We start from the raw sequence: 21,265 nt of genomic DNA on the forward strand, positions 1-21,265 counted from the left end.
ACCTTAAAGAAATTTTTTTAGCCAGACAGAATTAAAAAGCCTGGTCATCGCATTAGGCGAATGATCAGGCTCGGATATGCCGTATTAAACTAAATCAAGTTCTTTGAGTAAACGTATTGCATCAGTGAACGGGTTTCTGTGAATTCATCTTCATCGTGCAAAACGACCGTGATGAGTCGATCATGGCCCGATTTTTGACCGGTACCAACGAAGCAGTAGCCGGCAAGATCGGTATAGCCGGTTTTAAGGCCATCCACTTTTAACGATGAATCATAGTATTTACGACCAGGTAAAAGATTGTTGTAGTTATAGCAAAGTTGACCTGCCACCGTTAAACTCCCACGACTGCTATCGGTTAAAACTGATGGGTAGTCGGTAATTAAGTGCTTGGCGATTAAAGCAACGTCTGTAGCGGAAACCATATTGGCATTCCCGCCACTAACTGAGTAGCCATAACCACGAAGCGCAGACTGTTCCATACCATTGGCAGACACATATTTAGCATTGCCGAGGTGCCATTTTTTGGCTTGAGCGTTCATCATGGCAATGAATTTGGTGTTATAAGCGGGTGTTGATCCACCAGCAACCCATTGACCCAACGCAATCGCAGCGTTGTTTGAAGATTCAATTAAGGCAGCTTGGTAAAGCTGCTTGACAGTGTAACTGTTTTGGGTGAATTTGAAGCCACCGTAGACGCTTGATGCACCCATTCGCTTAAGTCCGGAATATGAAGTCGTTACTTTTGAGTTCCAAGTGGAACCGGTATTCGCTACTTTTTGTTCAACTAAGTATAACGTCATCAGTTTTGAAACACTGGCGATGGCCCTTGGCGTATTGGCGCTCTTAGACCACAAAACTTTGTCCGTTTTAGCGTTCATTGCAACGGCCGATTTAGCATATTTGAGAGATAAAGGCGCCTGGCCCTTAGTCAAATAACTGTGCCAAACGTAACCGGACACGGTACCGGCACCGTTTTTAACGGCGTAATAAACGGCCTTAGTTGAGCCATGCTTGAGTGTGACTTGCTTAGTAGCATACCAGGTTGTGTTAGGATAGCTGCTTAAGTTAGCTAACTTTTTAGTGTGGCTGAGATTGTAAACAGCCCCCTTGCTTGAAGCACGATGATAGGCTGTTTTAGTCATATTGGAGCTGCTAACGACACTGTAGCTGGCTGCTGAAGCAGCTGCTGGTTTAATTGACATTAAAGTAAACAGGCTTAACAGTGTTGCCATTGTGATTAGCAAAACCTTGACGAAACGATTTGATAATGTTGTTGTCATAATTTCCTCCCTTTTCTCTTTACTTTCAAATTAGCATGTTAACTATCGTCTGACAACGACATTTGTTGAATTGTCATTAAACTGTACGGTTGTAGTCACTGGATTGTAACGACTTTGACATTAAAATTAGGAAATGGTTAATTAGCACTATGAAGTGTGTATTGACAAATCTGCTGAAACTCATTAGTCTGAGTCATAGGCACTATGAAGCCCGTCATTGTTTGACGGGCCTTGATTAGTTTAGATAAAAGTTTCTTATTTTTCAGGTAAGAAGGGATAACATGTCGAAGTTTCCAACGTATAATTCAAATCAGTGGGCAGAAGCTCGAGACGCCGTAATGCAGGAGTACCAAGACTTTGTTGAAGATTTGAGAACTCAGGGCGTGGATTATACCATCAAAAACGCTCGTAAATTGCTGATTTTTCAAGATTTGATTGCTGAATGGCAACACCATTTACCAACCGTTATTTCGGATTTAGAAGAGAACGCGTTTGCGCTAACGGTTTTCGATGAGCTTAAGAAACGTAAAAAGTGCACCTTACTAGAACGGGCATATAATGATATGTCTTCGTGGTCGAACTTTAATCCACTGGCGCTGACACTTTGGCTAGAATTATCCGAAGATGAAGCCATCACTGAGTTTTAATCATAGAAACTGCAGTCGTTTAGCTTTCTTAGTACTGATTTGTATGCTAAACTATATGCTGTAGTTTTATGGGGATGTTAAGGATTCGACAGGTATAGGTCGAACTCAGACTGCGCTTCGTAGCGAGGGTCTACGTAAAAAACCTCACCTAATTTTTAACTGCAAATAACAGTTCAAAATCTCTTGCATTAGCTGCCTAATAAGCGCTAAGTAAGGATCCGCCTAATCTCGCCCATGGGTTTGATACGGGTCTTAAATGAAGTGGGCTTACGCTGCTGGCTCCCATCTGAAGTCGTCAGAAGAGATCAATCAGGTTAGCTGTTCATGTTTGGCCCTGACAGGCGGCGAATTGATCAGCGAATTTAAAATAGTCTGAATATAAGCGTAGAGGTTTGGGTGGCGATATGCTTGGACGCGGGTTCGACTCCCGCCATCTCCATTTTAAGGAAACATAGAGATAAAAAGAAACGCTGTAAACGTTGAGCTTACGGCGTTTTTATTTTTGGGTTGTAGTAGGAAAACGATGGTTTTTAAAGCTTTTGTGACCATACTGTGACCATGCCGTGACCGCTTTTAATTTTTTCACTATGAGTAACCACCTTTCGCTTGATGCTGATAAATATGGTATGCATTTCGAACTGGTTTTCTAATGGTCACATGTGGACACAGTAGGTGTGACCGCCTTATTTTTTAGCGAATTTTTATGACCGTTTTGTGACCACGTAAGCAACAAACGGCGGTGTATCAACCTTGTAAATTCCGTCCATTTCCATTTTAAGATTTTAGCAAGCGCTTTAAATTCTTGTAAGGCTTGGTAGAACAGCATTTCTATCAGGCTTTTATATTACCTTAAATTCCTGTAATGTCGAATTGTTATTAAATACAAGAAGATCAGGTCTAAGCACTGATTTGTTAGGATAGGCTGAATATATATTTTAATTTGGGGTTGATTTGTCAAAACTAATATATTAATATACAGCATGAAGGCGATTACATTTTTGATGCTAAAACCAAATAATCGTGGATCAAATTTATTGCAAGGGAGCTAATAACATTTGAAATTTTTAGATGACGATTTTTTATTGACGACTGTAATGGGTCGAACACTGTATCACAATTACGCTGAAAAGATGCCCATCATTGATTTTCATTGTCACCTTGATCCCAAGGAGATTTATGAAAATCAAAATGATCTGAATCTAACTCAAATTTGGATTAATAAAGGTATATTTGGTGATCACTATAAATGGCGGCTTATGCGTGCTAATGGGGTTCCAGAAGAATTAATCACGGGTGAGGGGGATGATTACCAAAAATTTGTTGCATGGGTGCAAGTTTTGGAAAAAGCTATTGGTAATCCATTATTAGAGTGGTCATATCTAGAATTAAAGCGTTATTTTGGTATTTCTGAAGTAATTAATGATGGGAATATACATCAAATTTGGGAACAAACAAAACGGCAGTTAGCAACTGCACAGCTTAAACCACGTAACCTTATCAAACGCTCGAACGTTAAGGTGGTTTGTACGACCGATGATCCGGTTTCTGACTTAAAGTATCACTTGTTATTAAAAAATGAGGAATTGGCTAACGGATTCAAAGTTTTGCCGGCAATGCGTCCAGATCGAGCAATGGCCATCACGGCATCTGATTTTTCCGATTACCTTAATCAACTGGGCAAAGTAGCAGATGTACAAATTACGAATTTCAAGTCTCTTGTAACCGCACTTACAAAACGGTTCGAGTTCTTTGATTCAGTCGGTGGTCGATTATCTGACTGCGGCCTCAATACTTTTAAGTTTGTTAAGAAGTCTGAGGTTGAGTTGGATCATATTTTAAACAAAGCACGTCGCAATGAAATGTTGACCTCAGATGAAATTAATGCTTATTTGACGGGTTTCCTGTCAGCATTTATGCGATTAAACAAGCGATATAATTGGACAATGCAATTTCACGTTAACGCATTGAGAAATGTTAACCTACCCATGTATCAACAATTAGGGCCTAATACCGGATTTGATTCAGTTGGGACCCAGGCCGATATGTCTGCTCAGTTGATAACGCTACTTGCAGATCAGCAGAAAGAAGATGCTGTCCCCAAAACTATTCTTTATTCACTGAATCCAAATGACTGGATGCAATTGGCTACTGGTATGGGTAATTTTTATAGCTCAAATGTTGTTCAAAAGATGCAACTTGGCTGTGCTTGGTGGTTTAACGATAATCGAGAGGGTATACGCGAACAGCTTCGAATTATGGCACAACAAAGTTTACTCGGTAATTCTGTGGGGATGCTAACGGATTCAAGGAGTTTCTTATCTTATCCACGACATGAATATTTTCGACGCGTGTTATGTGATTACTTAGGTGAGTTGGTTAATCGTGGGCAACTGCCATCAGATGCCGATTACTTGGGTAGGCTTATTGCGGATATCTGTTACAACAATGCCAACCGATATTTTAATTTTAAGGTGTAAAAATTTAGAAGGGATTGAATTAGAAGTGGTTAAAATAACTGACGATTATTTGAAGCAATCAGACGAATTCAAGAAATATGGAATTCAGGTGCCAACGTATTCACAGACCAAGATGGTTAATGAATCATTGGTGCACCCAACGTGGATACATTTTGGTGGTGGAAATCTCTTTCGAGCATTTCATGCAGCAATTGCTCATAAACTTTTGCAAACAAAAGCTGCAACAACCGGGGTTATTATGGTTGAAACCTATGATGACGAAGTCGTTAAACGAGCCTATCAAGACTATAATAATCGAATTCTGCGGATTATTACTGAAGCGGATGGGTCACAAAAACGTGACTTACTGGCATCGGTAGCTGCCGCTTGGTTCGTTGGTAAGAGTAGCGATAAATGCTATCAAGATTTAGAAAACGCATTCAAGCAACCCAGTTTACAGGTTGTATCATTTTCAATCACGGAAAAAGGGTATAAGCTAACAAATCGTCAAGGACAATTTAAGCCCGATTTGGAACACGACTTTAAATCTGGGCCGTTTGCTACGACTAATAACATGACTCTGTTAACTGGTATGCTGTACGCGCGTTACCAAAATGGGGCGTATCCAATTGCATTATTGAGTACGGATAATTTTTCTCAGAACGGAGATGTACTGAAGCACAGTGTGTTGACAATCGCTAAAAAGTGGCTTGCTAATCAACTTGTATCGCAGGCGTTTATTGATGATTACCTAGCCAATGATCAAAAGGTAGCTTTTCCATGCTCGATGATTGATCGAATTACACCCAATCCATCAAGTGCAGTTCAGAGAACACTCGAATCTGATCAAATTACAGGGGTCGATGTTATTCATACAACTAAACATACAAATATTGCTGCCTTTGCAAACACAGAAGCAGCTCACTATTTAGTGATTGAGGATCATTTTCCCAATGGTCGGCCTGCATGGGAGAAAGCCGGTGTTATTTTAACATCGCGTGAAATTGTAAATGACACTGATGAAATGAAGGTCACGACATGTTTGAATCCTTTGCACACTGCTTTGGCCATTTTTGGGAGTCTACTGGGTTTTACCTCGATTTCGGAGGAAATGAAAGATTCCGATTTGCTAGGATTAATTCAGCAAATCGGCTATGTAGAAGGGTTGCCGGTAGTTAAAGATCCTAAAGTAATTAACCCCAAAAAGTTTTTGGATGAACTGATTACTAAACGACTCCCTAATCCCTATATACCAGATACTCCTCAACGGATTGCAACGGATACGTCGCAAAAGTTAGCTGTTCGTTATGGCATCACTATTAGACATTATCTTCAGCTATCACGACCTAATTTTGGCCCAGCAAGTTTGACATTCATTCCACTTGTAATTGCGGCTTGGTTAAGGTATTTAACTCAAATCGATGATGCTGGACAGGTTTTAGAACTCAGTCCGGATCCACTCCTTGATCAATTAATCAAGCAAATGGAAAACGTGCACTTTGGAGCAACCGACACTTTGGTTCACGAAAGAGTATCACCAATTTTAAGTGATGAACGGATCTTTGGAATAAATCTTTACGATGCTGGTCTTGGGGATATTATCGAATGCGATTTAGTGAATCTGCTAAAAGGACCACAAGCAGTGCGGTCAACATTGCATCAAATGTTAAAGGTAAAGGCAACACCAATTAAGGCATAATAGAAGGGAAGTAATGTTAATGTTAAAAATGGGTTTCCGATGGTTTGGTGCGAGTGATGATCCAATCTCGCTTCAAAATATTCGTCAAATTCCTGGAACCACTCAGGTAGTTGGTGCACTATACGATGTTCCGGTAGGAGATGTTTGGCCACTGGAGTCTATCAAACAATTAAAAAAAGAAGTTGAAGCTAACGGATTACATCTTGAAGTGATTGAGAGCGTTAATATTCATGATGATATTAAGGCAGGAAAACCAACCCGTGACGAGTATATTGCGAATTACCAGCAAACAATTCGAAATCTGGCTTCATGTGGCGTTAAAGTTATCTGTTACAATTTCATGCCAATTTTTGATTGGTTAAGGACTGACTTAGCAGAGAAGTTGCCTGATGGATCATATGCCATGGCATACGATCATCAACAGGTTGATTCAGACCCTGAGGAAATGCTTCGATCCGTTCAAAACGGAGCGAACAATTACGTATTACCCGGTTGGGAGCCAGAGCGATTAGCTCAGCTAAAACAGTTATTTATGGCATATTCTGATATTGATGCGGATAAACTGCGTCAAAATTTAAAGTATTTTTTGGAAGCTATCATTCCCGTCTGTGAAGAGTGTGATGTGAAAATGGCAATGCATCCGGATGATCCGCCAGTTTCATTATTCGGATTACCACGAATCTATAAAAATCGAGAAGATATGGTTAAAATCGAGAAAATGGTTGATAGTCCTTACAATGGATTTACTATTTGTACTGGCAGTTTAGGCGAAAATCCTGCTAATGACGTTCCGGCAATTTTACGGGAGTTCATCGCACAAGATCGGGTACCGTTCGTCCATGCCAGGAACATTAAATTTGTGAATACCGAAGGCGATTTTCATGAATCTGCTCACTTATCAACTGAAGGTTCGCTCGATATGTATGACATTATGAAAGCACTTTATGACTCGAAATACACTGGCTATGTTCGTCCTGACCACGGTCGGGACATCTGGGGGGAAGTAGGACGTCCAGGCTATGGATTATACGACCGAGCGTTGGGAATTACTTATCTAAGCGGTATCTGGGAAGCATTAGTTAAGGATCATATCAAGTAACTAGGAGATGAGTTTATGAGTGAACTAATCACAATTGGTGAACCAATGGTAGTTTTGGCATCTCAGGACGAAGATCTTTCGTTAACGAATGCCGTTCATTTCAGAAAATTTGCTGCTGGTGCTGAGTTAAATGTGGCAATTGGTGTAGCTAGACTCGGTCATTCAGTGGACTATGTGTCCTCAATTGGTGACGATCCTTTTGGTCGGTTTATCTTTAATGAAGTAAAGAAAAACCAAATCTCAACTAAGTATCTTGAAATGACGACAGAATACTGGACTGGTCATTATTTGAAACAACGTGTTACAACTGGAGATCCTTCTGTATACTATTTTCGAAAAAACTCAGCAGCTGCTAACTATAATCCAACTCAGATCGATCAAATTGACCTATCTAATGTTAAAATTGGACATCTATCTGGCATCTTTGCTGCTTTATCCGAATCAACACTGGCGACTTTTAAACACCTCAATGCTAAATTGAATCAGACTGGCGTACTAACAACGTTTGATCCTAATTTACGGCCATCATTATGGACTTCTGAGACTGAAATGATTGAATGTACCAATGAATTGGCAAAATACAGCCGCATTGTTATGCCAGGTGTTGCTGAGGGTGCAATCTTAGTGGGGTCACGTGATCCTGTAAAAATTGCAAATTACTATCTAGATCAAGGAATCGAGACAACAACAGTAATCGTTAAAACAGGTGCAGATGGGGCATATGTAAAAGTACGTGGTAAAACACCATTCTGTGTTTCGGGCTTTCAAGTCAATCACGTAGTTGATACAGTTGGTGCAGGCGATGGATTTGCAGTTGGTTTAATCAGTGGTCTACTTGAAGGACAATCGTTACGGAAGTCTGTTGAGCGGGCATGTGCAATTGGGGCACTAGCTGTTCAAGCGCCTGGTGATAATGATGGCTATCCGACGAGAGCTCAACTGCAAGATTTCCTAACTCAGCAAAAAAAGAATAGGAGAGTTAAAGATGAAACGAATGATGTTATTAAATAAATTACAGCACGTTGGTGTGATTTCTGTGGTGCGTGCCGAATCACCCGAGAAAGCTGAAAAAATTGCCGAAGCCGTTCTTAATGGTGGGGTAATGGGAATCGAATTAACATATACTGTGCCCCACGCAGATCAAGTAATTACTGATCTGGTTAAAAAATTTGCCAAAACGGATGCAGTAATTGGTGCTGGGACAGTTCTTGACGCGACTTCAGCACGATTAGCAATTATTGCAGGTGCCGATTTTATTGTTAGTCCAACTTTCGACATTGCGACGGCTAAAATGTGTAATCTCTATCAAGTACCATACATTCCTGGCGTGTTCACGCCAACAGAGGCACAGCTTGCGATGAGTTATGGTTCAGAAGTTGTGAAACTATTTCCTGGTTCATTGGCTACGCCAGGTGCAATCAAAGAACTTAAAGGGCCGTTCCCATACATTAGTGTGATGCCTTCAGGTGGAGTCACTTCTGAAAACCTAAGTGATTGGTTTGAAGCAGGTGCACTTGTCGTTGGAGCAGGGAGTAACTTGGTTGGTCCAGCTCAAAACAATGATTTTGAAGGTGTGACGAGAAACGCTCAAAAGTATATGGTGGCACTTAGGGCCATTATGAGGAGTTAATCATAGGACAGGTAATATATTAATGTATTAAATTCAAAAAAGGCTAATTTTCACAAGTGGTAACTAGTGGAGATTAACCTTTTTTGAATTATTGTTAGCTGTATACTAATCTTCGAAATAGTCAGGAAATTGTGTAACAAGGGTACTCTTTTCGTCCAGCATCAACCTTAAGTGATCAAAAGCAAGTTTTTCAGCTTGTGGACCATTATGATTCTTAACTGCGGCTAGAATGTCTGAATGTTGCGTAATCAGCAATTTCCAGGGTAACTGAGTATTTTTCAGCCTTAGATATCGGTATCGATTTAGTTGAAGGGAAATTGCATGGATCCATTCCCATATTTCGCCGCGATGAGAGATACTATAAAACGATTTATGAAAGTCATTATCTAAATTAAAAAATACATCAACATCATGGTTTTTAGCTGCTAGCTTCTGTTTATCAATAATTGTTTCACAATCTAAAATATTTTCAGCACTCATTATATCGCATGCTTCAAAAACAATACTTTTTTCAACATTCTGTCGGACAAAACGTGCGTTAAGTGCACTCGTTAGACTAATCTTAGTGACATACGTACCGCTTTGAGGGACCGTTCTCATCAAATTGTTCATTTTTAGTCGCAAAATTGCTTCTCTTACGGGAGTTCGGCTAATATTGAGGTGGTCCATAATAGACTGTTCTTGAATCCGCTCCCCGGGGGTAAGTTTTAAAGCCAAAATTTCAGTTAAAATCGTGTTATATGCGTAATCTTGCAAGTTTGCCATTGAATTACCTCGCTCAGTTCAGAATTGATATTCTAATATACATTATACCATTTTGAGATTCATTGAGACTTAATGGCAGTCATGATTAGGATGATATCAATGAATTTTTTTACCATAACGACCAGGCGAAATTCCTACATGGTTAGTGAAAGAGCGAATGAAATTACTATAATTGCCAAATCCACATTGATCACAAGTATTTGCAACCGTCTCACCATCAAAAAGAAGTTGTTTTGCCAATTCGATGCGTTTTTCAATAATATAGTTGTGCAGCGAAAGGCCCATGTAACGTTTAAAATAGCGATTAAGGTAAGTTGCACTCATAAAAAATTGCCGACTGAAACTGCTCAAACTCAGATTATTTGCTAGATTGACATCTATAAAATCAATCATTTGCTGTAACTGTATTGGAATGATATTATCTTTTTCGCTATTCTGAGCATTGCCAGCTGTATTTGCCAACAATAGAATTTGTGATAAAATAATTTTTCTCTGAATGTCAGAACCATAGTTGTTAGATCTTAAAACGGTAATTAGCTCATGGCTTAAATCGATAAAATGATTCAATTCATTGGCTGTTAGTTTTAAGATTGATACCTCCTGATCTTGATTGGTTTGAAAACAACTAGATAAGTCCGTTAGGTCACTGGAAAGTTCTGAAACGAGATTCGTTCGAATATTTAAAAAAATTCGGTCATAAGTGGTTTTACCATTGGTAAATGAGCGATGCCAACGATGTGGTGGAATGGCAACTAAGTAACCGCGCCGCATGGAGTAAGCTGCATTATCAGTAAAAAAGGTAACATCACCTGAAATAAATAAATAGAGTTCAAAGTGATTGCTATGCTGGTGAAGAGGACTGTCGTGTTGACTATCCTGATTATGATAGCAAACAATATCTTGAGTTAATGTGCCATCAATTGGTAAAGACATTTTGTTCAGCAATTCACTCACGTCCCTTTCTGCAATATTTTGGGTTAGATTCGCAAAGATTAGTTTATATAAAACGCTTACAATTATCATTGTACACAATAGTTATCGTTTAGTAAATATATTAGTATATCAAATGTAGGCCTACATTTATAAAGTGAATGATCATTGCTAACCTTTACTTACTAAACGACAAAAGGGAGTTGATAGCTATACAGCACCAGAAAACGTCTTAAATAGAGGTTAATTATGTAGATTGAAAGGAGCAGCTACAATGGACTCACAAAATAATAAAAAACGACCGGTAGTTCACGACGGTTGGGATGAATATGCATCGAAGAAGATTTATCAAAATAGAGGAAAAATCGGCGTAGGTCGGTCGTTAGGATTCGGGGTATTTTCATTCTTCAGTATCTCAATGCAAGGCATTGTCGGTGCATGGCTAATGTTCTTCTACACCACTTTCTGTGGTTTGAGTGCCGCTCAAGGGGCTTCAATCTTCTTGATTGGGCGAGTGGCTGATGCAATCGCTTCGTTGGTTATGGGAAATATTTCAGATAGTATTTACAAACTTAAGATTGGCCGAATATTCGGTCGCCGGCACCTGTTTATTTTGATTGCCGCACCGGCAGTTGTGATCGCAATCACAATGTGGGTTGCCAACATGAGTTACATCTATTATTTAATCACCTATCTAATTACGACGGTACTGATGTCAGTTCTTCAGATTCCTTGGGAAACCCTACCAAATGAAATGACGAAGGATTATAACGAGCGGACTAAAATGTCAACTACTCGTATGTTTATCACTGGTATTGGGAACATGCTGGTGCAATTGGTACCTGCCCAATTGTTTAAGTTTTGGCCACAAACCTCACCAATTCCATATCTTGTCATGCAATGTCTATTTTCTGGAGTAACTTTCTTCTTGATATTTATCACTTATCAATCGACCTGGGAACATTTCGTTTCTAAAAAAGAAGCTAAGATGATTGATGAAGAACGTATTCGGGAAAATGGTGGGAACAGCAGTCTAAAGGCCGAAATCAAAAATTATTTTTCAACCTTTAAAATTAAGAGCTTCAGAATCCACATGGGGATCTATCTCAGTTCCTACTTTGCAACAATTTTATTTTCGAACGCGTTCGTGTACTACATCGTGTATGTTATCGGAAAATCAACCAGTACGTCCGGATTCTTGCAGAGTTTAAACATCGTTGCGCTACCAATAACGTTAGTGGCTGGGTTCTTAATCACCAAATACTCACCTCGCGCAATCTACACCTTCGGATACACATCAATTGTGATTAGCGCGATTGGCTGGAGTGTTATCGCCTTTACCAAACCATCATCTGTTATGACGTGGTTGACTTTAAGTATGTTACTCTACGAAGTTGGTTTGTCAATTTTGTACTTTGTTCCTTGGAACATTTTCCCATTTATTCCTGATCTAGATACTTTAATTACAGGTAAGAATAGATCTGGATTATTTGCTTCAGTTATGACATTTATCAATCAAATCAGCCAAGGGTTGGCAGCAGTTGTTGCTGGTTACATGCTTGATTTTGCTGGCTTCCGGCAATCAACTAGTGGGGCGATTACGCAACCGCAAAGTGCCATCCACATGATTATTTTTCTCGTTTCGGGTGGTGTGGGCATCATGATATTGCTCGCTCTATTCTTTGCCAGTCGGTTCCACTTAAGTAAGAAAACTTTCACGGTGCTTGCAACCGAATTAACGCGACTTCAGAACGGTGGCAGTATGAAAGATGTCGAACCTAAAACTAAAGCTATTTGTGAGGATTTAACTGGAGTTAAGTACGATTCAATTTCTGTTTGGAAAAAGAATGATCAAAAAAATGAAGTAGGTGAGTAGAGTGACTAAACAGGCATTTACAATTTCTCATTCAACACATGTAGTCGCTGATGATTTAACGAATCCGGTTTTAAAAAATGCACAGATGATTTTACAACGTGACATAGATCGAGTAACAACTAAAGATGATGTTGAAAATCAAATTTTATTAAGACTCGATTCCAAAGGATCATTAAGTGGCGACCAATATCACATTAACTATGACAATGATCGTCAAGTAACGATTACGGCTAGCACAGCCTTGGGTGTACTTTATGGCGCCGTAGCTGTCTCAAGAGAAATTTTGAAAATTGATGATTTCTGGTATTGGCTTGATACCCCAATTGCAATACACGAAGTCATTAATTGGACACGATTCGCGCTAAGCTTACCAGACTATAAAGTTCCATATCGTGGCTGGTTTGTTAATGACGAACTCTTGATTATGGGGTGGGAGGATCATGATTCAAATACCTACGTTTGGCAACGAATTTTTGAAACTGCCGTTCGAGCTGGTTGCAACGTTATCGTCCCAGGAACCGATATCAACTCACGACTAAATCGATTACCAGCGCAAGCCTTTGGATTGATGATTGCTCAACACCATGCGGAACCATTAGGGGCAGAAATGTTTGCCCGAGAATATCCTAACTTAACAGCTTCATTTGTTAAATACCCAGAATTATTCCGAAACTTATGGCAAAAAGCCATCATGGAACAGAAAGGGACTTCAACTATCTATAGTTTAGGATTTCGCGGTCAGGGTGATAAGCCATTTTGGTTAGACGATGACAGTCGGGTGTGGACAGAGCAAGCTAAAGCAGATGTCATCAATCAAATTATTAAAGAACAATACGAAATGGTTCAACAATTGGATCCTGGGGCACCCACCGCTATTAACATCTATGGCGAAGTGACAGCAATGTATAATAGTGGACTATTGAAACTGCCGAGTGACGTAATTGAAATCTGGGCCGATAGCGGCTACGGTAAGATGGTTTCCAGACGTCAATTCCAAGACAATCCACGATCGCCAGTATTTTCGGTGCCTAATCCACAACAACATAAACGCGGAATATACTATCACATTGCTTTTCATGATTTGCAAGCGTCAAACTTTTTAGGACTGTTATCAAATCGACCAAGTTTTGTGTCTGCTGAACTTGCAAAAGTCAGCGACCATCACATGGACACACTGGAGCTGATTAACACTGGTAGTATCAAACCTCATATTTTATACTTGCGAGAGGTTTCTAAGGCTTGGTTAAAAGATTATCAGCCACGAACAGATCATGAAATCGTTTCAGAATATGTCAATACCTACTATAGTGAACAACATGTAAATTTAACGGAATTGTATCTTAAATACTGGGATGCCATTGTTCAATACGGTCCGCATACAGATGAAACTGCCGGTGATGAGTTAGCGCCGTACTTAATTCGTCGTATCGTGAAAGCCTGGGTTGGGCATGCAAATCAGCTACCAGATACAAATTGGTTGGTTGGCGACGTTGATATGGATGAAGCGTTAATTAAGGTTGATGCTATGATTCAACCGAAACTTGCAGATTGGCAACAGCTATTACTAAAAGTTCGTCAAACAATGCTAACACTCGATTCGGCCGATGCTAGAATGTTATACGGTGACTTTTATATTAGTGTTGTTAACCAGGCACAGGGACTAACAGCACTTGCTGCTGTCATCCAAGCCTACCAAACAGCTCAAAAAGCGACGAGTCCAGACGACTACTTGAAACCATTTTTGTTGGTTGACGATGCTTATCGAACGCTAGCAAATATTGTCTTTGTTGAGGAACATCACTTATCTGAAAAATGGCGAGACTTTTACAAAAATGATGGTTACAATAACGTACCGTTGTCAGTTGAAAAGTTAAAATTTTTACGTCAGTACCTGAGAACTTTAGGGGACAGTGACGACGAGGATGATTGGGAACGACGGTTTATTAAGACACCAAGTGAAGCACGAGTCATGACGCTGTGGACCACTCGTCGAGAGCTTTCAGACGATAAGTTAGCAGATAAGTTACGGGAAATTCTGATTTTAAAACAATAGTAGGGTATGTTAGTGAATCCAAAAATGGACCATTTAGTTAGGATATCGCGACTAAATAATTTTCAGAATTCGACTATTATTTACTAATGATCAAAGTCGGACACCTAGCTAGGATAATCTGTATTGGTGAAGATACTGTAATATAGAAAGGGTTTGCTGAAATTACACAGATATTTTTACAGTAAGTTCATCGGATTTTTCGTTGGAATCGGTCAAAAAGTCGTGATCTTAGCAGTTCCCCTCTGTCAGGTTAATGAGCGAAATACTATATTTTTGTGACATCTGTGTGGTTCCATTGCGATATTCATCGTAGTGGAGCCACCTTTTTATGATTTGAAGATGTCTTTAAAATGTTTGAGTTATTGTTTCACTACTTCATCTTCACTCATGTGAGAAGAAAACAGATAACATTCATAAATATACAGAGATTCACACAAGCTTATTTTACGTTTTCCGTGTTTATCGTTGTAGATACTATTGAGAGAAGGTATCTTGAATTTTCCGTTAATGTTCAAAATTGCATTCCATTTTTGAACTCGGAAATTATATATTTAAATATCAACACTTAACTACTAACTGCATAGCTGACAGGTATATAAAACAATTAGGAAGCAAAATTGAGCTGTAATCGGATTGAGTGAACACAATTGCTTAATCTATCAAGGCGTTGTGCATTCAGAGCATTCTGATAGTGGGTAGCCTTAATAATCAAGACGCAGGCCATTTTACCAACGAGATGTAAAAGAAAAACAGATGTAAGTTGACAAGATAAGTGCTAGATTGCCGCTGATCCTGCCATATGAAATGAGCTATGGCTTGATTTGCAAAATGTAAGTAATGACGGGATAATATTCGGGCTGAAAGATAAGTTATAAAATTAAATTGAATGATATTGAATTATTGGCATTATCAAAGTCGAGAACTTCTCAGCTGGTAGATTAAAAAACTGTGATTTCCATTTGCTGGAAATCACAGTTTTTTTAATTAAAGCAGTTTAAAATGTTTGAGACCATTGATAATGCCGTGATCAACATTTGCCGTTGTGACAAATTCAGCGGCTTCTTTCACGTGTTTCAGTCCGTTACCCATTGCAATGGAGTGATCAACCACATCAAACATTGGCATGTCATTATTACCATCGCCGAAAGCATAGGTGGGGACACCCTGAAATTCAGGCCGTGCTAAGAGTGTTTTAATGCCAGCTTTTTTTGATACACCTGGGCCGACAACATCGATACTGTATGGTGTTTGTCGGAAGAAAGTTAATTGATCCTTGAAACTATCTATGTAATCGGTGTCATTTTCCTTTGTTGCAATGATGAGCATCATGTGAACCGGGTAAAGCTGCCAAAAGGTTGGGTCAATAATTGGAATTGGACTATTAATATAGTGGTAGACTTTTTTGACGTTTTCAGTCATTCGGTTGATCCGGTCAGTTTGATTATTCAATGTGGCATAAGCATCGTCGTGATCTTTGACAAGAGCGGTTAAGCGTTTAATGACGTCTTTGGAAATTTTTGTCACATCTACTGGCTTGCCGTGCAGGGCAATGAACGCACCATTGGCAGAAACTAAAGTGTCAATTTGGGTCTGCTGAAGGACGTTTTTGATTTCAAAAATATTTCGGCCAGTTGCAATAACGGGTAAAATATCATTGGCTTTCAACTGTGACACTGCATCAATTACCTCAGGATCTAACTGCGTTTTATCATTTAATAATGTCCCATCTAGGTCAAAAAAGACGATTGCTTTTGTCATACATCAATACACCTTTCCAGTTACTTTATTATGTCGATTGTAGCACATTCTTATATTCAATTTGTGATGAACCGCGCTGTTCGAGTATAATGAAAACAGTTATAATAATTTAACAGTATTAACCTGCTGGATCAATTATTGAAGTGGCACATTAGAAACACGAAAATTCAATTATTTAATAATGAGAACGGTTACTTAAAACTGTAAGCTGCATCAGTTTCAGTATAAGCGGTCAGTGATTGACGGAGGATACAACAATGAAGATATTAATGGTTGAGGATAATAAATCTGTATCTGAAATGATGCAAATGTTTTTTAAAAAAGAGGGCTGGGACGCTTATTTCGCCTACGATGGTGAACAAGCTGTTCAGATGTTCAACGAAAGCCCTGATGAGTGGGACATGATTACTTTAGACCTAAATCTGCCCAAGATGGATGGGATGCAGGTCAGCACTGAAATTCGTAAGATTTCACCAACGGTTCCTATTATTATGTTGACGGCCCGGGATTCTGAAAGTGATCAAGTTCTCGGACTGGAGATGGGAGCGGATGATTACGTTACCAAGCCGTTCAGTCCGATTACGCTGATTGCGAGAATCAAGGCATTAGATCGGCGCGCCAAGATCGGTGGTAAAGTAACGGATCACGAGTCGGTTTCGGCCTCAACAGTAAAAGAGGAAGAAAAGTTTGATATTGATACGGGTAAGTTTCAATTAAATAGTAAAACTCGGGAAGCTTATCTGAATGGCAGTCAGATCAATGACTTAACGCCTAAGGAATTTGACTTACTGAAGACACTGGCACAAAAGCCACGGCAGGTCTTTTCTCGTGAGCAGCTCCTACAGTTAGTCTGGGATTACGAATACTATGGTGATGAACGAACCGTGGATGCCCACATCAAAAAATTGCGGCAGAAGATTGAAAAAGTCGGTCCCCAAATTATCCAAACGGTCTGGGGGGTCGGCTATAAGTTTGACGACACGGGAGCTGACGAGTCATGAAACTGGTCTACCAGCAGTTATTAGCCTTATTATCAATGATTGCAGTTGTATTAGTTCTTCTAGGGCTGTCATTTAGCAGCATGACGAAGGAATACGTCTATCAAAATACTTGGACCAGCTTGGAGAAGTATGCGAATAGTTTGGTTGAACAATCTGTTCGGGTTTCCTCAAGCAATCCTCAGCACGTCAGTTTTGATTCTGAATCATTGTTAAATAGTGAAGTGCTGTTACGTAACCAGTCGGTTAACTTCACGATTTATAACCGCGAAAACACCGCCATCTTTCCTGATAATGTGTATATTTCTAGAATCAAAGAAACGGATTGGCAGAAATTGCAGCAGGGGAAAGTTGTTCAAAATGTCGCAGATCATCAAACCCACGCTACCGGTGGGCAGGTCGAGCCGGCAATGACAGACATCATAAAGCCTTATTTTTATACGGATGATAACCATCAAAAGCATCTTGTGGCAGTGGTCAAGGTGGGTGCTTACGTTTCCAACATCAATTCGAACATTGCTAAAATCAATGCTAATTTAACCAAGGCCTTACTAGTTGCAAGTTTTGTGGCAATGCTTTTGGCCTTTCTCATTGCACGCTATTTGACGTTGCGGATTGATCGGATACGGCGAGCAACTAATCAAATTGCAAACGGTAATTACAACGTCCAAGTACCAAGTAAGAATCGCGATGAAGTGGATGATCTGGCCAATGATTTTAACAATATGGCACGGTCTTTACAGGAATCTAAAATCGAAATTCAGCGACAAGAAGAGCGCCGCAAGGAGTTTATGGCAGATGCTGCTCACGAAATGCGGACGCCGTTGACCACTATTAACGGGTTGTTAGAGGGCTTAGCCTATGATGCAATTCCTGAAGAGAGCAAGGCCCAAAGCATTGATCTCATGAGAAATGAAACTAAACGACTCATTCGCCTAGTTAATGAGAATTTGGACTACGAAAAGATTCGCAATAATCAAATCAGTTTAAATCAGCAACAGTTTAATGCCATTGATACTTTAAATCGGATGGCTGAACAATTAGCGCAAAAGGCCGCCGCCAAAAGCGATCACATCAGCGTTCAGGGGGGCAGCGATATTGAAGTCTATGCAGACTATGACCGGTTTGTTCAGATCATGTTTAATATTACGCAAAATGCCATTCAGTTTACCGAAAATGGTCAGATTGTTATTTTAGCTCAACGCGGTTATCAAGAGACAATTTTTAAGATTTCAGATACTGGTATTGGGATGACCAAAAAACAGTTAGCTAACATCTGGGAACGCTTCTATAAAGCGGATCCGTCTCGGACAAATACCAAGTACGGTGAATCTGGTTTGGGTTTGGCCATTGTCCATCAGTTGGTTTTATTGCATAACGGTAAAATCGAAGTTACCAGTAAGCCCAATCAAGGCACCACGTTTACGATTATTTTTCCCGATAAAAAACCGGCAAAATGATGAACTTCTATTTAGAAAATGATTAAGAATGAAGGATTTAATAAAAAATCCTTTTTTTTTTGGCCATTATCTAGTACACTAATAAGGATGAAAAGAGAATAAAGCGCTTTCATTAGTGCTTTAAAGTATGTAAGAGAGAACGGAGTGAATTTCATGGCAGTACTGTTAGCTTTAATCCCTGCACTTTGCTGGGGAAGCATTGGATTGATTAGTGGAAAAATGGGTGGTTCTTCATACCAGCAAACCCTAGGAATGACGCTAGGTGCTCTTATTTTTGGGATTTTTAGTGTTTTTTATTTTCACCCCCATTTAACCAGTTTCGTCTGGATGATTGGGATCGCATCAGGGCTGTTTTGGGCATTAGGCCAATTTCAACAATTTCAGTCAATGAAAGCCATTGGTATTTCGGTAACGATTCCAGTTTCAACAGGTATGCAGCTCGTTTGTACGACCCTAGCAGGTGTTCTTTTATTTCATGAGTGGACAACGACTAGAATGTTGACTTTAGGCACCATTGCCATGGTCGTTTTAATCGTCGGTATCGTCTTTACGTCATTGCGTGATCGTGCTAGTGTTCCTCGAACTGGCTATAATGCCGGCGCTGGTGCCCGTGCTTTAATTTTCTCAACTATCGGCTACACACTTTACACGGTTATTGTTAGTTCCTCTGGCGTCAACTCTAAAGCCATCTTCTTACCGCAATCTGTCGGTATGGTGGTTGGTGCCTTAATTTTCGCCGCCCGGAATAAACCGTTTGGTAAACCGATGGTCAAAAACATGGTCACCGGTTTGTCATGGGGTGTTGGTAACTTCTTCATGTTTATGTCAATTCCAGCTGTTGGGTTAGCAATCAGTTATTCTTTGGCACAAAGTGGTATTATTATCTCGACTTTCGGTAGTATCTTACTTTTAGGTGAGAAGAAGACTGGACGTGAAATGGCTTACATTACTATTGGGTCAGCCTTAGTTATTATCGGTAGTGCAATTTTGGGAATATTAAAATAATTTAATTGTGGTATAGTCCATTTATTTTTGCGGTTAAATCGTATATAATAGGGTTTATCAAAATAAAAGTGAGGTACAGTTAGATGGCACATATTTCCTTCGATGCATCAAAGCTTGATAAGTTTGTTCACGAGAATGAACTTGGTGAAATGCAGGCGTTAGTTAACGCAGCGGATGAAGAACTACAAACGGGTTCTGGCGCTGGTAGTGACTTCCGGGATTGGTTAACTTTGCCTAAGGATTATGATAAAGATGAATTTGCTCGAATTAAGGCAGCAGCTAAAAAGATTCAATCTGATTCAAAGGTGTTAGTTGTTATTGGGATTGGTGGTTCTTACTTGGGTGCTAAAATGGCCATTGATTTCCTTCATGAAACGTTCTTTAATTACTTGCCAGACGCTCAGCGTCAAGCACCGCAGATTTTGTTTGCGGGGAATTCACTTAGTCCATCGTACGTTCATGACCTCATTAAGCTGATTGGCGATCGTGACTTTTCAGTTAACGTGATTTCTAAGTCAGGCACAACGACAGAGCCTTCAATTGCCTTCCGAATTTTCAAGGAACGGTTAATTGAAAAGTATGGCGAAGCGGGTGCCAACGCCCGAATCTATGCGACTACGGATAAGAAACGCGGTGCTCTGAAGCAGGAAGCTGACGCTGCCGGTTACGAAACCTTTGTTATTCCAGACGGGGTTGGCGGACGTTACTCAGTCCTGACTGCCGTTGGTTTATTACCAATCGCAGCTTCTGGCGCTGACATTGATCAGTTAATGACTGGTGCAGCTGATGCAATGGCTGAATACACTGATACTGATTTAACGAAGAATGAAGCTTATCAGTACGCAGCCTACCGGAACATTTTATACCGGAAAGGTTACACCACTGAACTCTTGGAAAATTACGAACCCAACATGCAGTATTTTGCTGAGTGGTGGAAGCAATTAATGGGTGAATCTGAAGGGAAGAATGAGAAGGGCATTTATCCTTCATCAGCTAACTTCTCGACTGATTTGCACTCACTAGGTCAGTACATCCAAGAAGGTCTTCGTAATCTGATGGAAACGGTTGTCTTTATCGACAAGCCAAATCATGATATTGATATTCCAAAAGAAGCAGAAAATCTGGATGGCCTAAAATACCTTGAGGGTGAAACGATGCATTTTGCTAATACCAAAGCCTTCCAAGGTGTTACCTTAGCGCATACTGATGGTAACGTTCCTAATATGAGTGTCCACATCCCTGATCAATCCGCTTATACGCTTGGCTACTTGATTTACTTCTTTGAAGTAGCAGTTGCTATCTCAGGCTATTTAAACGGTATTAATCCATTCAACCAACCTGGTGTGGAAGCTTATAAGACCAACATGTTCGCATTGCTTGGTAAACCAGGCTTTGAAGAATTGGGTAAAAAGCTTAACCAACGCCTGTAATAATAGGCTAATAAGAATCCCACGATCGGCTAATATTGCTGATCATGGGATTTTTTTGGCTCTTTGACAACTGTTGTTGGTAAATTTCTTAAATTAGTTCTAATCACTATTTTGTGATTAGGACTTTTTTAGTTTTGATGTGCAAGGTATAAAGCACTCTTACTCTAAATTTTCGGAAG

At 39.8% G+C, this 21,265-nt stretch carries 16 protein-coding genes and 1 other RNA gene; 13 read left to right on the forward strand and 4 right to left on the reverse strand.

From position 1 onward, the window contains the following. Window positions 1-89 precede the first annotated feature (89 nt). Window positions 90-1,280 (reverse strand): serine hydrolase, encoded by a 1,191-nt coding sequence (locus tag IWT5_RS11205; protein ID WP_089110025.1) that lies wholly within the window; start codon window positions 1,278-1,280, stop codon window positions 90-92. A 281-nt stretch (window positions 1,281-1,561) separates the two neighbouring features. On the opposite strand from IWT5_RS11205, the gene IWT5_RS11210 reads away from it, so the two are divergent. The 7 genes from IWT5_RS11210 (at window position 1,562) to IWT5_RS11240 (ending at window position 8,811) form a co-directional block, all read left to right on the forward strand. Next, window positions 1,562-1,927, forward strand: a complete 366-nt coding sequence (locus IWT5_RS11210; protein ID WP_089110026.1) for a hypothetical protein — start codon at window positions 1,562-1,564, stop codon at window positions 1,925-1,927. A gap of 70 nt (window positions 1,928-1,997) precedes the next feature. Beyond that, window positions 1,998-2,369: a transfer-messenger RNA gene (gene ssrA / locus IWT5_RS11215) on the forward strand. Window positions 2,370-2,982: 613 nt separating this feature from the next. Further along, the gene (uxaC, locus tag IWT5_RS11220) at window positions 2,983-4,404 is read left to right on the forward strand and encodes a glucuronate isomerase (RefSeq protein WP_089110027.1); all 1,422 of its coding nucleotides are present in this window, start codon (window positions 2,983-2,985) and stop codon (window positions 4,402-4,404) included. Between the two features lie 25 nt (window positions 4,405-4,429). Next, window positions 4,430-6,082 (forward strand): mannitol dehydrogenase family protein, encoded by a 1,653-nt coding sequence (locus IWT5_RS11225; RefSeq protein ID WP_089110041.1) that lies wholly within the window; start codon window positions 4,430-4,432, stop codon window positions 6,080-6,082. A 19-nt stretch (window positions 6,083-6,101) separates the two neighbouring features. Beyond that, window positions 6,102-7,181 (forward strand): mannonate dehydratase, encoded by a 1,080-nt coding sequence (uxuA, locus tag IWT5_RS11230; RefSeq protein ID WP_439959109.1) that lies wholly within the window; start codon window positions 6,102-6,104, stop codon window positions 7,179-7,181. Window positions 7,182-7,196: 15 nt separating this feature from the next. After that, window positions 7,197-8,192: a sugar kinase gene (locus IWT5_RS11235; protein ID WP_089110029.1), complete on the forward strand. Its 996-nt coding sequence runs from the start codon at window positions 7,197-7,199 to the stop codon at window positions 8,190-8,192. Beyond that, window positions 8,167-8,811, forward strand: a complete 645-nt coding sequence (locus tag IWT5_RS11240) for a bifunctional 2-keto-4-hydroxyglutarate aldolase/2-keto-3-deoxy-6-phosphogluconate aldolase (RefSeq protein WP_089110030.1) — start codon at window positions 8,167-8,169, stop codon at window positions 8,809-8,811. Before IWT5_RS11235 ends, IWT5_RS11240 begins: the two co-directional genes overlap by 26 nt. A 105-nt stretch (window positions 8,812-8,916) precedes the next feature. On the opposite strand, the gene IWT5_RS11245 is transcribed toward IWT5_RS11240, so the two are convergent. Both IWT5_RS11245 and IWT5_RS11250 read right to left on the reverse strand, forming a co-directional pair. Beyond that, window positions 8,917-9,576: a GntR family transcriptional regulator gene (locus IWT5_RS11245; protein WP_089110031.1), complete on the reverse strand. Its 660-nt coding sequence runs from the start codon at window positions 9,574-9,576 to the stop codon at window positions 8,917-8,919. A gap of 96 nt (window positions 9,577-9,672) precedes the next feature. Continuing rightward, window positions 9,673-10,530, reverse strand: coding sequence for a helix-turn-helix domain-containing protein (locus IWT5_RS11250; protein WP_225360283.1), 858 nt, complete (start codon window positions 10,528-10,530; stop codon window positions 9,673-9,675). Between the two features lie 250 nt (window positions 10,531-10,780). On the opposite strand from IWT5_RS11250, the gene IWT5_RS11255 reads away from it, so the two are divergent. After that, window positions 10,781-12,382, forward strand: a complete 1,602-nt coding sequence (locus tag IWT5_RS11255) for an MFS transporter (protein ID WP_089110032.1) — start codon at window positions 10,781-10,783, stop codon at window positions 12,380-12,382. A gap of 1 nt (window position 12,383) precedes the next feature. Then, window positions 12,384-14,435, forward strand: a complete 2,052-nt coding sequence (locus IWT5_RS11260; RefSeq protein ID WP_089110033.1) for a glycosyl hydrolase 115 family protein — start codon at window positions 12,384-12,386, stop codon at window positions 14,433-14,435. Between the two features lie 984 nt (window positions 14,436-15,419). Here IWT5_RS11260 and IWT5_RS11265 read toward each other — a convergent pair. Continuing rightward, window positions 15,420-16,193 (reverse strand): Cof-type HAD-IIB family hydrolase, encoded by a 774-nt coding sequence (locus tag IWT5_RS11265; protein WP_089110034.1) that lies wholly within the window; start codon window positions 16,191-16,193, stop codon window positions 15,420-15,422. A 257-nt stretch (window positions 16,194-16,450) separates the two neighbouring features. Here IWT5_RS11265 and IWT5_RS11270 point away from each other — a divergent pair, with 257 nt between their 5' ends. The 4 genes from IWT5_RS11270 to IWT5_RS11285 all read left to right on the forward strand — a co-directional run bounded on the left by IWT5_RS11270 (window position 16,451) and on the right by IWT5_RS11285 (window position 21,086). Continuing rightward, complete coding sequence (locus tag IWT5_RS11270; RefSeq protein ID WP_089110035.1) at window positions 16,451-17,194, forward strand: winged helix-turn-helix domain-containing protein; 744 nt, start codon at window positions 16,451-16,453, stop codon at window positions 17,192-17,194. Continuing rightward, on the forward strand, window positions 17,191-18,651 hold the full coding sequence (locus tag IWT5_RS11275) for an ATP-binding protein (protein ID WP_089110036.1): 1,461 nt from the start codon (window positions 17,191-17,193) through the stop codon (window positions 18,649-18,651). Before IWT5_RS11270 ends, IWT5_RS11275 begins: the two co-directional genes overlap by 4 nt. 153 nt (window positions 18,652-18,804) lie before the next feature. Further along, window positions 18,805-19,656 carry a GRP family sugar transporter gene (locus IWT5_RS11280; protein WP_089110037.1) on the forward strand — a complete coding sequence of 284 codons (852 nt, stop codon included), beginning with the start codon at window positions 18,805-18,807 and terminating at the stop codon, window positions 19,654-19,656. Window positions 19,657-19,739: 83 nt separating this feature from the next. Further along, window positions 19,740-21,086: a glucose-6-phosphate isomerase gene (locus tag IWT5_RS11285; RefSeq protein WP_089110038.1), complete on the forward strand. Its 1,347-nt coding sequence runs from the start codon at window positions 19,740-19,742 to the stop codon at window positions 21,084-21,086. Window positions 21,087-21,265: the final 179 nt, after the last annotated feature.

It is taken from the genome of Secundilactobacillus mixtipabuli (assembly GCF_002217925.1).
In the GTDB taxonomy this organism is placed as follows: Bacteria; Bacillota; Bacilli; order Lactobacillales; family Lactobacillaceae; genus Secundilactobacillus; species Secundilactobacillus mixtipabuli.

What these genes read in the sequence shown, in the direction of transcription:
- IWT5_RS11255 (WP_089110032.1), top strand. Translation starts at nt 10,781, where the DNA reads ATGGACTCACAAAATAATAAAAAACGACCGGTAGTTCACGACGGTTGG.
- IWT5_RS11245 (WP_089110031.1), bottom strand. Translation starts at nt 9,576, where the DNA reads ATGGCAAACTTGCAAGATTACGCATATAACACGATTTTAACTGAAATT.
- IWT5_RS11285 (WP_089110038.1), top strand. Translation starts at nt 19,740, where the DNA reads ATGGCACATATTTCCTTCGATGCATCAAAGCTTGATAAGTTTGTTCAC.
- IWT5_RS11240 (WP_089110030.1), top strand. Translation starts at nt 8,167, where the DNA reads ATGAAACGAATGATGTTATTAAATAAATTACAGCACGTTGGTGTGATT.
- IWT5_RS11280 (WP_089110037.1), top strand. Translation starts at nt 18,805, where the DNA reads ATGGCAGTACTGTTAGCTTTAATCCCTGCACTTTGCTGGGGAAGCATT.
- IWT5_RS11265 (WP_089110034.1), bottom strand. Translation starts at nt 16,193, where the DNA reads ATGACAAAAGCAATCGTCTTTTTTGACCTAGATGGGACATTATTAAAT.
- IWT5_RS11235 (WP_089110029.1), top strand. Translation starts at nt 7,197, where the DNA reads ATGAGTGAACTAATCACAATTGGTGAACCAATGGTAGTTTTGGCATCT.
- IWT5_RS11205 (WP_089110025.1), bottom strand. Translation starts at nt 1,280, where the DNA reads ATGACAACAACATTATCAAATCGTTTCGTCAAGGTTTTGCTAATCACA.
- IWT5_RS11275 (WP_089110036.1), top strand. Translation starts at nt 17,191, where the DNA reads ATGAAACTGGTCTACCAGCAGTTATTAGCCTTATTATCAATGATTGCA.
- IWT5_RS11270 (WP_089110035.1), top strand. Translation starts at nt 16,451, where the DNA reads ATGAAGATATTAATGGTTGAGGATAATAAATCTGTATCTGAAATGATG.
- IWT5_RS11210 (WP_089110026.1), top strand. Translation starts at nt 1,562, where the DNA reads ATGTCGAAGTTTCCAACGTATAATTCAAATCAGTGGGCAGAAGCTCGA.
- uxuA (WP_439959109.1), top strand. Translation starts at nt 6,102, where the DNA reads ATGTTAAAAATGGGTTTCCGATGGTTTGGTGCGAGTGATGATCCAATC.